We start from the raw sequence: 12,459 nt of genomic DNA on the forward strand, positions 1-12,459 counted from the left end.
ATGAAACTAAGGAAGGTCACCGTGAACGTAAAACAACGAGGGTTTCACTCCGCCATCCCAACAGGCCCGGGCTACCCGCTCAAGGCCCTGAGTCGCGTGCCATACGGCGCGTTGCTGTGTTGCCTGGCCAGCCTGGGTACCGCCCAGGCCGCACCCTACGTCGAAACCGGCAAGCTGGGGGATGTCGCCAGTTGGCGCAGCAATGAGTTCAAGGCCGACTGGGGCCTGGGGGCGGTGAATGCCGATGTGGCGTATGCCGCCGGTTACAGCGGCAAGGGCGTGAAGCTGGGGATTTTCGACCAGCCGGTGTACGCCTTGCACCCTGAGTTCTCCAGCCCGGGCAAGGTGCAGACCCTGGTCACTGAAGGGATCCGCCAGTACACCGACCCGTACATCCCGGTAAAGGCCGGTGACCCGTTCCGCTATGACGGCACACCGTCCCAGGGCTCCAATGGCAAGCTGGGCGACCACGGCACCCATGTCGGTGGCATTGCCGCCGGCGACCGTAACGGTGGGCCGATGCACGGCGTGGCCTACAACGCACAGATCCTCAGCGCCGAGAACGGCGACCCCGGCCCCGAAGACGGGATCATCCTGGGCAACGACGGCGCGGTGTACCAGGCCGGCTGGGACAGCCTGGTGGCCAATGGTGCGCGCATCATCAACAACAGCTGGGGCATCGGCATTGGCGATCAGTTTGCCCAGGGCGGCAAGGACCCGGCGTTCCCCCATTTCGGCCTCAGCGAGGCGCAGGCGCAGTTCGACCAGATCAAACCCTTGCTGGGCACCGCTGCAGGGGGCGCTTATTCGGGCGCGATCAATGCGGCGCGTAGCGGCGTGCTGACAATCTTTGCCGCCGGCAACGACTACAACCTGAACAACCCCGATGCGATTTCCGGCCTGGCGTATTTTGTCCCCGAGATCGCGCCCAATTGGCTGTCGGTGGCGGCGTTGCAGCGCAACCCGGACGTCAACAGCCCCAACCCCTATGTGATCAGCACCTTCTCCTCGCGTTGCGGGTATGCCGCGAGCATCTGCGTATCGGCACCGGGCACGGCGATCTACAGCTCGGTGATGGTCGGCACCACCGTCGATAACATGAACCTGGGCTGGAACAATAAAAGCGGTACCTCCATGGCCGCGCCCCATGTGGCGGGCGCGGCCGCGGTGTTGATGGAGCGTTTCCCGTATATGAGCGGCGAGCAGATTTCCACGCTGCTCAAGACCACCGCCACCGACCTTGGTGCACCGGGCATCGACTCCCTGTACGGTTGGGGCATGATCAACCTGGGCAAGGCGGTCAACGGCCCGGGGATGTTTATCACCGCCGAGGATATTCCGGCCGAGTTTCGCATCGACGGTGGCTATGGCAGCGGCCAGTTTGTCGCGGACTTGCCCGGGGTTGGGGCGGTGGTCGATGCCGGCAAGCCCACTGAGCGCCTGTGCACCGATGTGCACTGCGGGCGGGACGTGTGGAGCAACAACATTTCCGGTCACGGTGGCCTGACCAAGCAGGGCATCGGCACACTGGTGCTGACCGGCAGCAACACCTACAGCGGGCCGACCCTGGTCAATCAAGGCTTGCTGGCGGTCAATGGCTCGCTTACATCGCAGGTCACTGTCAGCAACAGCGGGGTCTTGGGCGGGGCCGGTAGCATCGGCGCGCTAAACGCGAAAAGCGGCGGTACGGTCGCGCCGGGCAACTCCATCGGCACCTTGAATGTGGCTGGGGATGTCAATTTCGATGCGGGCTCCACCTATGCGGTAGAGCTGTCCACGACCAGCAGCGACCGCATCGTCGCCGGTGGCAAGGCGACCCTCAACGGCGGCACTGTGACCCTGGCCCTGGAGAACAGCCCGACCTTGCTTAGCCAGCCCGAAGCGCAAAGCCTGATTGGCCGCCAGTACAACATTCTGCAGGCGGCCGGGGGGATTACCGGTAGTTTTGTCTCGGTACTGCCCAATTACCTGTTTGTCGGCGGCAACCTGAACTATGGCGCCAACGGCGTGCAACTGGATGTCGCGCGCACGGCCAACAGCTTCGCCAGCGTCGCAGCGACCGATAACCAACGTGCGGTGGCGGCGGCTGCCGAGCAACTGGGTGCAGGTAACGGGGTGTATGAAAGCCTGCTGCTGGCGCCGAGTGCGGCCTCGGCGCAAGGGGCGTTCCAACAGTTGTCGGGGGAAATCTACCCCGCCCTGGAAACCGCGCTGGTCAACGACAACCGCTACCTGCGTGAAGCCGTAGGCGAGCGCCTGCAGCAGGGGGAAATGGGCACTTCAGCGCAAACCCTCGACTCGCGTGGCAACGTCTGGATCAAGGCCCTCGGCGCCTGGGGTAAAACCGACAGCGCCAGCGATACGGCGGGCTACACCACCTCCATCGGCGGCCTGCTGGCGGGTGTGGACGGTGCGCTGGATGAAAACACGCGCCTGGGCCTGGTCGCGGGCTACAGCGATACCTCGCTGAACATGGGCGATGGCACCCATTCGCGGGCATCGGTGGACAGTTACCACTTTGGCGCCTATGCCGGTCACGACATCGGCGCCTGGCGCCTGAGCGGCGGGGCAACCTACAGCTGGCACCGTGCTGATGTGACGCGTGAGCTGCAATACGGCGAAGTCGCCGGCAAGCAGAAAGCCAAGGTCGATGCCCGCAGCACCCAGGTCTTTACCGAAGCGGCTTACCGCCTGAACCTGCAACCGCTGGCGCTGGAGCCATTCGCCAACCTGGCCTATGTGCATCTGGACAGCGATGGCTTCAGCGAGAAAGGCGATGCAGCGGCGCTCAAGGGCGGCGATGACACCCGCGACCTGGTGCTCAGCACCCTGGGCGTACGGGCCTTGAAGACCTTCAACGTCACCGACCATCAGGCCCTCGACGTTTCCGGCACCCTGGGCTGGCAGCACAACCTCAGCGCCACCGATTCCGAGCGTCACCTGGCGTTTGCTTCGGGTAGCACTGCGTTTGCCGTGGAAAGCTCGCCGATGGTGCGCGATGCGGCATTGGTCGGTGCGCGGGCCAGCCTGGCGCTGACCAAGGATGCGCGGCTGAACTTTGACTACAACGGCCTGCTGGCCAGCAAGGAGAAAGTCCACGGTGTGGGCTTGAGCCTGGACTGGGCCTTCTAAACACCGCAGCTCCAAACTGTGGGAGCAGGTTTGCTCCCACAGTTACAGCATTCCAACTGTTTTGGCTTTCTCGACAATTCCAACAAAAGAGAGGCAATACCATGGGTGTCTACGACTACAAAAACCTTACTACCGAGGACTCCAAAGCACTGTTCGCCGATGCCATGGCGATCACGTTGTATTCCTACCACAACCTGGATAACGGCTTTGCCGTGGGCTACCAGCAGCATGGCCTGGGGCTTGGCTTGCCGGTGACCCTGGTGCAGGCGTTGCTGGGCAGCACCGACTCCCAGGGCGTGATCCCCGGTATCCCATGGAACCCCGACTCGGAAAAGGCCGCCCTCGACGCGGTGCAAAAGGCCGGTTGGACCCCCATCAGCGCCAGCACCCTCGACTACGGCGGCAAGGTCGATGCCCGGGGCACCTTCTTTGGTGAGAAAACCGGCTATACCAGTGCCCAGGTAGAAGTCCTGGGCAAATACGATGACGCCGGCAAACTGCTGGAAATCGGAATCGCCTTCCGTGGCACCTCGGGGCCCAGGGAGAACCTGATTGTTGATTCCATCGGCGATGTGATCAGCGACTTGCTGGCAGCCTTCGGCCCTGCGGACTATGCGAAAAACTACGCGGGCCAGGCGTTTGGCAACTTGCTGGGCAAAGTCGCCGCGTATGCCAGCGCGCAGGGGCTCAGTGGCCAGGATGTACTGGTCAGCGGCCATAGCCTCGGTGGCCTGGCGGTCAACAGCATGGCCGACTTGAGCAACACCACCTGGGCGGGTTTCTATAAGGACGCCAACTACGTGGCCTATGCCTCGCCGACCCAGAGCAGCGGCGACAAGGTGTTGAACATCGGTTATGAAAACGACCCGGTCTATCGCGCCCTCGACGGTTCGTCGTTCAATCTGTCGTCCCTCGGGGTGCATGACCAACCGCATGCCTCCAGCACCGATAACATCGTCAGCTTCAACGACCACTACGCCTCGACGCTCTGGAATATCCTGCCGTTTTCCATTCTCAACCTGCCGACGTGGATTTCCCATTTACCCACGGGTTATGGCGATGGCATGAGCCGCATCCTCGAATCCAAGTTCTATGACCTGACCAGCCGTGATTCGACGATCATCGTCGCCAATCTGTCCGACCCGGCGCGCGCCAACACCTGGGTGCAGGACCTCAACCGCAATGCCGAAGCCCACCAGGGCAGTACGTTCATTATCGGCAGCGACGGCAATGACCTGATCCAGGGTGGCCGGGGCAACGACTACCTGGAAGGTCGCGCCGGCAACGATACCTTCCGTGATGGCGGCGGCTACAACATCCTGCTGGGCGGCAAGGGGTTCAACACCCTGGACTTGCAGCAGTCGCTGAAAAACGTCGAAGTGGCCAACGATGGCGCAGGCACCCTGTACATCCGCGACGGCCAAGGCGGTATCAGCATGACCCGCGATATGGGCGCGATAGTGAGTAAGGAAAGCTATCTGTTGCTGTTCAGCAAAGAGGTGACCCACAGCGTGACCGACAAGGGGTTGCTGGCGGGCAAGGACCTGACCGCCTACGCGGCGTCGCTCAAGGGCGATGCCGGCGCCAATCTGCTCAAGGCCGGCGATAGCGGGCAGTGGTTGTTTGGCCTGGACGGCAATGACCACCTGATCGGCGGTAAAGGCAACGATGTTCTGGTGGGCGGGGCCGGCAATGACCTGCTGGAAGCGGGTGGCGGGCGCAATACCTTCCTGTTCGACGGCGACTTCGGCCAGGACCGGATCCTGGGCTACCAGTCGACGGACAAACTGGTATTTATGGGCGTGGCGGTGGTGGACGGGCAGTACAACTACCTCGACCATGCCAAGGCAGTGGGCAGCGATACGCTGCTGACCTTCGGCGATAACTCGGTGACGCTGGTGGGGGTAGGGCTGGGCAGCCTGTCGGCGGAGGCGTTCGTGATTACCTGAAACAAACCGTAGGCGCCGGTTCGCCGGCTCCTACGGTGATTCGGTCAGTCTTCCTTGCGCACGGTCGCGACATCCGCCGCCTTGACCCGTACGCGCTTGCCGGCGATATCGGTAAATTCGTAGAAACCATCGGGAGTCTTGGCATTCGGCGTGTCTGTGGTCAGGTACTGCGTACCGTTCTGCAAGGTCACGACGGTCGGCGTCGAGCAACCGGCCAATGCCAGAAACGTCAGTGCAGCCAGCGGCAGGCCCCAGTTCTTCATGTTCATAACCCTTACTCTCATCCTTCGAAAACCCCGTGCTCAACGGCTGCGGGCAACAAATGTTACGCGGATCCACCCCCATCTGATCACTTTTATGCAAAAAGTTGCGTGCGCCACTGATCTATTAGCGATTGCAACGCAGGCCTGGCAGCGGCAATCTGTATGCATAACCAGTGTTTTCCCAAGTGCCCGTCATGTCCAATCCCCTCGAAGACCCGTTTTACTACCTGCATAATTTCCAGCAAGTGCTCGACTGGCTGGAGCAGCGCTATGCGGATGTGCTGGACGATGAAGAGCAGCGCTTCGTTACGCAGTTCGCCCAGCTGCCGCAACCGGCCCAGGCGTTGCTGGTGCGCATGGTGATGCGCAAGGGCCTGCATTTTCGGGCGAGCAAGCTCAATTACCTCGAGATCGGCCCGGTCGACGTGGCCGTGCAGCCACTGTTGGCTCACGGTTGGGTGAATGAGCAGGGCCTGCTGGCGCTTGATGAGGTGTGGGGGCAACTGCAAAAAGGCGAGGTGCTGCAAGCGTTCAAGCCGTGGATCGAGCAGCCCAGGGGCAAGAAGTCCGATTGGCTGCCCGGTTTATCCAGCCAATTTACCGAGCCGCGGACGTTTGCGCAGTGGTGTCCGCAGTTGGACGACCGGCTGTACAGCCTTACGGTGATGGACCTGTGTGACCGCCTGCGGCTGATGTTTTTCGGCAACCTGTACCAGGACTGGTCGGAGTTTGTACTGGCGGACCTGGGGATCTACACCTACGAAAAGGTTGAGTTCTGTGCCGAATCCCGTGGCCTGCGCCATCGCGACGATGTGTCTGGCCTGCTGTTCCTGCACCAATGCCAGCAGGCCTTCGAGGCCGGTGAACCGTTGGCGGAGGTGCTGGCGCAGATCGCCACGCTGACCACTGATAACCCCTGGCTGGAAAAGCGCCGGGCCAAGCTGCTGTTCCAGGTCGGCCAGCATTGCGAACGGGTCGCCGAACTGGCCCTGGCCGAGGCGATCTACCGCGATTGTGCCTACCCCGGCGCGCGTGCACGGCTGATCCGGGTGCTGGAGCGTCAAGAGGCGTTCGCCCAGGCCATGGACCTGGCCCTGGAGGCGCAGGCAGCGCCCCACAGTGCGGCCGAGCAGCAGCACCTGTTGCGGGTGCTGCCACGGTTGCGGCGCAAGCTGGGCGAACCGGCGCTGCCCAAGGCCAAACCCCCGGTGATCCAGCGCCTGGACCTGGAACTGCCATTCCCGCAACCGCTGGCCGCCGTGGAGTTCTGCGTGCAGGCGCACCTGGGAGATGACGCGGGGCCGGTGCACTACGTCGAAAACACCCTGATCAACTCGCTGTTCGGCCTGTTGTGCTGGCCGGCGATCTTTGCGCCGTTGCCCGGCTCGTTCTTTCACCCGTTCCAGCGCGGGCCGGTGGACTTGCACAGTGAGGACTTCCAGCAGCGCCGCGCCGAACTGTTTGCCGCCTGCCTGGACCAACTGCACGACCAGCGCTACAAAACCACGATCCGCCAGCGCTACGCCGAAAAATGGGGGATCCAGTCACCCTTTGTGTTCTGGAATGTATTGAGCGAAGAGTTGCTCGAGCAGGCCCTCGATTGCCTGCCCGCCGAGCACCTGCGGCACTGGTTCGACCGACTGTTGCTGGATATCCGCGCCAACCGCGCCGGGATGCCGGACCTGATCCAGTTCTGGCCGGCGCAGAAAACCTATCGAATGATCGAAGTCAAAGGCCCGGGCGACCGCCTGCAGGACAACCAATTGCGCTGGCTGGAGTTCTGTGGCGAGCACCAGATGCCGGTCACCGTCTGTTATGTCCGCTGGGTGGAGCAGGGCGCTTGAGTTATACGGTCGCCGTGCGGGCATTGTGCGAGTTCACGGCCAAGGTCGGTGACCTCGACCTGCGGTTTACCCCTTCGCCCAGTGCCCAGGAAGGCATGCTCGGCCACCGCACGGTGGCGTCCCGCCGTAGCGCGCATTACCAGAGTGAGGTGGCCCTGGAAGGGTGCTACCAACAGCTGAGCGTGCGCGGCCGCGCCGATGGTTATGATCCGGATCGCAACGTGCTGGAAGAGGTCAAGACCTACCGTGGCGACCTGGATGCCCAGCCGGCCAACCACCGGCAACTGCACTGGGCCCAGGCCAAGGTCTATGGCTGGCTGATGTGCCGCAAGCTGGGGTTGCCTGAGATCGAGCTGGCGCTGGTGTATTTCGATATCGTCAGCGAGCGCGAAACCGTGATCAACCAGCTGTGCCCTGCGGATGAACTGGAGAAGTTCTTCAATCAGCAGTGCGCGTTGTTTCTCGGCTGGGCCGAGCAGCAGGCGCAGCAGCGCCTGGCCCGTGATACCGCAACCAGGGCCCTGGCCTTTCCCCACGCGGACTTTCGCCTGGGCCAGCGCACCCTCGCCGAGTCGGTGTACAAGGCCGTCAGTACCGGGCGCTGCCTGATGGCGCAGGCACCCACGGGGATCGGCAAAACCATTGGCACGGTGTTTCCGATGCTCAAGGCCCTGGCGCCACAACAGTTGGACAAGCTGTTCTTTCTCACGGCCAAGACCCCCGGCCGCAAACTGGCGCTGGACGCGGTGCGAGTGCTGCACGCCAGCGCCGACCTGCCATTGCAGGTGCTGGAGCTGGTGGCGCGGGACAAGGCCTGCGAACACCTGGACAAAGCCTGTCACGGTGATTCCTGCCCACTGGCCAAAGGCTTTTATGATCGCCTGCCCGCCGCGCGCGAGGCCGCAGCCAAGGTGCGCCTGCTGGATCAACCCACGCTGCGCGAAGTGGCACTGGCCCATGAGGTGTGCCCGTATTACCTGAGCCAGGAGATGGCGCGTTGGTGCGACATGGTGGTCGCCGACTACAACTATTACTTCGATTTTGGCGCGATGCTGTTTGGCCTCGCCCAACTCAACCAATGGCGGGTCGCGGTGCTGGTGGACGAGGCCCATAACCTGGTGGAGCGGGGCCGGGCGATGTACAGCGCCGACCTTGATCAATTTGCCCTGAAGAGCGTGCGCGATAGCGCCCCCGAGCCTTTGCACAAGCCATTGCAGCGGCTCAACCGTGAATGGAATGCGCTGCACAAGGAACAGGTCACGGTGTACCAGGCCTATGCCAGCAAACCGGACAAGCTGTTGCAGGCCCTGGCCCTGTGCACCAGCGCCATGGGCGAGTATTTCAACGACCACCCGCAGGCGCTCACGGGCGAACTGCAAAGCTTTTACTTCGAGGCCTTGCAGTTCGCCAAGGTGGCGGAGCTGTTCAACGAGCAGTTTATTTTTGATATCAGCCAGCGCGACCCGCTGGCCAAGCGCCGCTTCTCGCGCTTGAGCCTGCGCAACGTGGTGCCGGCCGAATTTATCCGCCCACGTTTGACCGCAGCCCGCAGCAGCGTGCTGTTTTCCGCGACCCTCAGCCCCCGGCATTACTACGCCGACCTGCTGGGGCTACCGGCGGATACCGCGTGGATTGACGTCGAATCACCGTTCGAGGCTGCGCAGTTGCAGGTGCGCATCATCGATCGCATCTCCACGCGGTTTGTGCATCGCCAGGCGTCTCTGGAGCCCATCGTGGCGTTGATCGCCGAGCAATTTGCGCGTACGCCGGGCAACTACCTGGCGTTTTTCAGCAGCTTCGATTACCAGCAGCAAGTGGCGCAATTACTGGCCGAGCGGCATCCGGCGATCCCGACCTGGCATCAATCACGGGGCATGGCCGAGGCCGAGCGCCAGGCCTTCCTTGAGCAGTTCACCCAGCATAGCCAGGGCGTGGGGTTTGCCGTGCTGGGCGGGGCGTTCGGCGAGGGTATCGACCTGCCGGGGGCGCGTCTGATCGGGGCCTTTATCGCCACCCTGGGCCTGGCGCAGCTCAATCCGGTCAACGAGCAGATGAAGCTGCGCATGGGCGCGATCTTCGGTTCGGGGTATGACTACACCTACCTGTATCCCGGGATCCAGAAGGTGGTGCAGGCGGCCGGCCGGGTTATTCGCACCCGGCAGGACCAGGGGGTAGTGATGCTGATTGATGACCGTTTTGCCGAGCCCAAGGTGCGGCCACTGCTGCCGCGCTGGTGGTCGGTGACCTGAGGTATTTGCCCGATCAATGATGCTGGCGCAGGCCGTGCTGCTGGGGCAGTCTGCAGCAGTCCCCTGATGGAGCCGCGTGATGAGTGCTATCGAGCAACAGACGATCCAGGTCAACGGTATTCAATTGAGCCTGCATATCGCCGGCCCCGAGAACGGCCCGCCGGTGTGGTTGCTCCATGGCTTTCCCGAGTGTTGGCACTCCTGGCGACTGCAGATACCGGCGCTGGCGGCAGCCGGCTATCGGGTGTTCGTCCCGCAGATGCGCGGCTACGGGCCAAGCAGTGCCCCTGCAGACATTGCTGACTACGACCTGCTGACCCTGTGCGCAGATATCCAGGGCGCCATGGACCTGTTCGGGCATCGTCGGGTGGCGATGGTCGGTCATGACTGGGGCGCCGTGGTGGCCTGGCACCTGGCCTTGCTGGAACCGCAGCGCATCCGCGCCCTGGTCACAATGTCGGTGCCCTTTGCCGGTCGCTCCCGCAGGCCGGTGATCGAGATCATGCGCGAGCTGTACGCCGAGCGGTTCAACTACATCCTGTACTTCCAGGAGCCCGGCGTGGCCGAACAGGAGCTGGAAGCGGACATCGAACGCACCTTGCGCCTGTTTATGCAGGACCAGGATGTATTCCTGCAGCAAAAGCCGGCCACGGCGACCTTGCTCGAGGGTGTCGCGCTGCCGGGCGCCTTGCCGGCCTGGTGCAGCCAGCACGACCTGGAGATCTATGTGCAAACCTTCGCCCAGGGTTTTCGCGGGCCGTTGAACTGGTACCGCAACTTCGAGCGCAACTGGCAGCGCACCGAGTTCCTGGCCGGGCGGCAGGTGTTACAACCGACGCTGTTCCTGATCGGCGACCGCGATCCGGTGGGGGTATTCGAGGCGCATACGCTCAAGCGCATGCCTGAGGTGGTACCGCAGTTGGAACAGCAGGTACTGGCCAACTGCGGGCACTGGATCCAGGTGGAGCAAGGGGCGCAGGTCAACGCCCGGTTGCTGGAATTCCTCGGGCGTTGAGTATCAACCCTTGGCCTTGGCCAGGAACGGCGCCAGGCGCCGGCCCATTTCTTCACCGAGAGCCTGTAGCCCGCTCAGGGGGCGGACCATCACTTCAAACTCGATGATCTGCCCCTGTTCGTTGAAGCGGATCAGGTCGATACCCTTGAGCTGCTTGTCGCCCACCCGCGCGCTGAACTCCAGCACCACACTGTGCCCGTCGGCGCTGGCCAGTTCGCGGTGGTACTGGAAGTCTTCAAACACGGTAAACACGGTGTTGAGGATCATCGACACCACGGGCGCGCCGGGGTAGGGCGTATGCGCCATGGGCGAGCGAAACACCGCCTCCGGCGCCAGCAGTTCGGGCAGGGCTTTGAGATCGGCAGTGGCCAGCATGGTGTGCCAGCGTTTCAGGGTATGGGCGGCCGGGGTGGATAATTGCAGAGCGTCGGACATGGTTTGTACCTGTTCTTATGAGTGTCGAACAACCATAAGAGCCGCCGCGAGGTGGGATCAATGATCCAAACTGACAGTTATATGTCTGGAGCAAACACCACACCTGTGGGAGCGGGATTGTCGGGTCGCCGCATCGCTGCGATGGCGGTGTACCGGCCAATACATTTATCGACTGATACACCGCCATCGCAGGCAAGCCAGCTCCCACAGGGAATGCAGTTTCGCGCTTTGGGATTGCTGTTGCTGTTGCTCTGCTTTTGATCTGGCTTTTGATCTTGATCTTAGGCGCCCCGTTAAACCACGATGGCCGCAGGCAGGTATTGCGCATTGGGCACCCCGGCATGGATGCCGGGGTAGCCGCGACACGGCCATGGATGGCCGATCGCGGCGGGCCCACGGAGCAATGCCTGACTGCGGGCATGCCGAGCCTAAGCGAGGCACCGAGTGGTGGGGCAAGAGTGTTTTGCTTACTTTTGCGCTCTACAAAAGTGAGCCGCCGTAAGGGCGGAACCAATAGCCGCCGTAACCGCAGCAACGGATATGTACACAAACCCAAGAAACACTAAAAAAATAGATACCTATGGCTATAACGGGCCCACCTCTACAGCGGGATATGGGGGGTCAAACCACCTCCAGGTAGGAACTGTGGATCGCCCGCGCCAGTTCGCGCACGGTGTCGATAAATTCGGTCAGCCGGCTGTGCAAGCCTTCTTCGAGAATCTCATCAATACCGGTGTAACGCAGCCGCGCCTCAAACTCGGCCGCCAAGCGCTGGGCCGTACGGCCGTAACTGCCCGGCAGGTCGGCGAGGATATGGCTCAACTCCTCGATACAGGCATGCAACGAGCGCGGTACGTCGCTGCGCAACAGCAGCAGTTCCGACACCGAACGCGCATTCAGCGCATTGGGGTACAGCTCGGTGTAGGCCTCGAACGACGACAAGGCTCGCAGCAGGGCGCTCCACTGGTAGTAGCCGCGGGCGGACAGGTCGCTGACTTCTTCGGACTCTTCGCCAAACATCTCGTAGCGTGCATCCAGCAGGCGCAGGGTGTTGTCGGCGCGCTCGACAAAGGTACCCAGGCGGATAAACCGATAGGCATCGTTGCGCATGATGGTGCCGGACGTGGCCCCCCGGAACAGGTGCGAGCGTTGCTTGACCCAGTCACAGAAGTGGCTGATGCCATGGCGCGCCAGGCCGCCGGCGGCGATGCTGCGCATTTCCAGCCAGGTGGCGTTGAGGTTTTCCCACATGTCGGCGGTGATCCGCCCACGTACCGCATGGGCATTGCCCCGGGCGGCGCGCAGGCAGTTGTAGATACTGGCCGGGTTTTCTTCGTCGAGGGCGAAGAAGTGCAACATGCGCTCGGCGTCCAGTTGTTGATGGCGCTCCAGGTAGCTGTCGAGGGTGCCACTGCTGAGCAGCGACATCGCCAGTTCGTCCAGGCCATCACTGCGCCCGGCCTGGGGCATCAGCGACAGCGAGTAGCTGACCTCCAGCATGCGCGCCAGGTTTTCCGCGCGTTCCAGGTAGCGCGACATCCAATACAGATCTGCGGCGGTTCTACTCAGCAT

General features: G+C 62.6%; 8 protein-coding genes. 5 read left to right on the forward strand and 3 right to left on the reverse strand.

Translation table 11 applies throughout. From position 1 onward, the window contains the following. Together K1X80_RS14120 and K1X80_RS14125 are read left to right on the forward strand one after the other, a co-directional pair. Complete coding sequence (locus K1X80_RS14120; RefSeq protein WP_220172220.1) at positions 1-3,132, forward strand: autotransporter domain-containing protein; 3,132 nt, start codon at positions 1-3, stop codon at positions 3,130-3,132. Positions 3,133-3,233: 101 nt separating this feature from the next. After that, positions 3,234-5,081: a polyurethanase gene (locus tag K1X80_RS14125; RefSeq protein ID WP_220172221.1), complete on the forward strand. Its 1,848-nt coding sequence runs from the start codon at positions 3,234-3,236 to the stop codon at positions 5,079-5,081. A gap of 44 nt (positions 5,082-5,125) precedes the next feature. Here the strand turns inward: K1X80_RS14125 and K1X80_RS14130 are convergent, their stop codons facing one another. Next, positions 5,126-5,350 carry a YgdI/YgdR family lipoprotein gene (locus K1X80_RS14130; RefSeq protein WP_057438460.1) on the reverse strand — a complete coding sequence of 75 codons (225 nt, stop codon included), beginning with the start codon at positions 5,348-5,350 and terminating at the stop codon, positions 5,126-5,128. A gap of 188 nt (positions 5,351-5,538) precedes the next feature. Here K1X80_RS14130 and K1X80_RS14135 point away from each other — a divergent pair, with 188 nt between their 5' ends. From K1X80_RS14135 to K1X80_RS14145, 3 genes are all read left to right on the forward strand, one after another. Further along, a complete protein-coding gene (locus K1X80_RS14135; protein WP_216312127.1) occupies positions 5,539-7,188 on the forward strand; it encodes a VRR-NUC domain-containing protein in 1,650 nt (549 codons plus the stop codon). Beyond that, positions 7,185-9,437 carry an ATP-dependent DNA helicase gene (locus tag K1X80_RS14140; RefSeq protein WP_220172222.1) on the forward strand — a complete coding sequence of 751 codons (2,253 nt, stop codon included), beginning with the start codon at positions 7,185-7,187 and terminating at the stop codon, positions 9,435-9,437. The genes K1X80_RS14135 and K1X80_RS14140 overlap by 4 nt, the downstream gene beginning before the upstream one ends. A gap of 79 nt (positions 9,438-9,516) precedes the next feature. Beyond that, positions 9,517-10,452 (forward strand): alpha/beta fold hydrolase, encoded by a 936-nt coding sequence (locus tag K1X80_RS14145; protein ID WP_115128209.1) that lies wholly within the window; start codon positions 9,517-9,519, stop codon positions 10,450-10,452. 3 nt (positions 10,453-10,455) lie between these two features. Here K1X80_RS14145 and K1X80_RS14150 read toward each other — a convergent pair whose 3' ends face one another. Together K1X80_RS14150 and K1X80_RS14155 are read right to left on the reverse strand one after the other, a co-directional pair. Further along, positions 10,456-10,887 (reverse strand): nuclear transport factor 2 family protein, encoded by a 432-nt coding sequence (locus K1X80_RS14150; protein WP_120733094.1) that lies wholly within the window; start codon positions 10,885-10,887, stop codon positions 10,456-10,458. Positions 10,888-11,508: 621 nt separating this feature from the next. Further along, positions 11,509-12,459, reverse strand: coding sequence for an alpha-E domain-containing protein (locus tag K1X80_RS14155; protein ID WP_029299950.1), 951 nt, complete (start codon positions 12,457-12,459; stop codon positions 11,509-11,511).

The sequence above is a fragment of the Pseudomonas sp. So3.2b genome, assembly GCF_019464415.1.
GTDB classification, from domain to species: Bacteria; Pseudomonadota; Gammaproteobacteria; order Pseudomonadales; family Pseudomonadaceae; genus Aquipseudomonas; species Aquipseudomonas shahriarae.

What these genes read in the sequence shown, in the direction of transcription:
- K1X80_RS14120 (WP_220172220.1), top strand. Translation starts at nt 1, where the DNA reads ATGAAACTAAGGAAGGTCACCGTGAACGTAAAACAACGAGGGTTTCAC.
- K1X80_RS14135 (WP_216312127.1), top strand. Translation starts at nt 5,539, where the DNA reads ATGTCCAATCCCCTCGAAGACCCGTTTTACTACCTGCATAATTTCCAG.
- K1X80_RS14155 (WP_029299950.1), bottom strand. Translation starts at nt 12,459, where the DNA reads ATGCTGAGTAGAACCGCCGCAGATCTGTATTGGATGTCGCGCTACCTG.
- K1X80_RS14130 (WP_057438460.1), bottom strand. Translation starts at nt 5,350, where the DNA reads ATGAACATGAAGAACTGGGGCCTGCCGCTGGCTGCACTGACGTTTCTG.
- K1X80_RS14145 (WP_115128209.1), top strand. Translation starts at nt 9,517, where the DNA reads ATGAGTGCTATCGAGCAACAGACGATCCAGGTCAACGGTATTCAATTG.
- K1X80_RS14150 (WP_120733094.1), bottom strand. Translation starts at nt 10,887, where the DNA reads ATGTCCGACGCTCTGCAATTATCCACCCCGGCCGCCCATACCCTGAAA.
- K1X80_RS14125 (WP_220172221.1), top strand. Translation starts at nt 3,234, where the DNA reads ATGGGTGTCTACGACTACAAAAACCTTACTACCGAGGACTCCAAAGCA.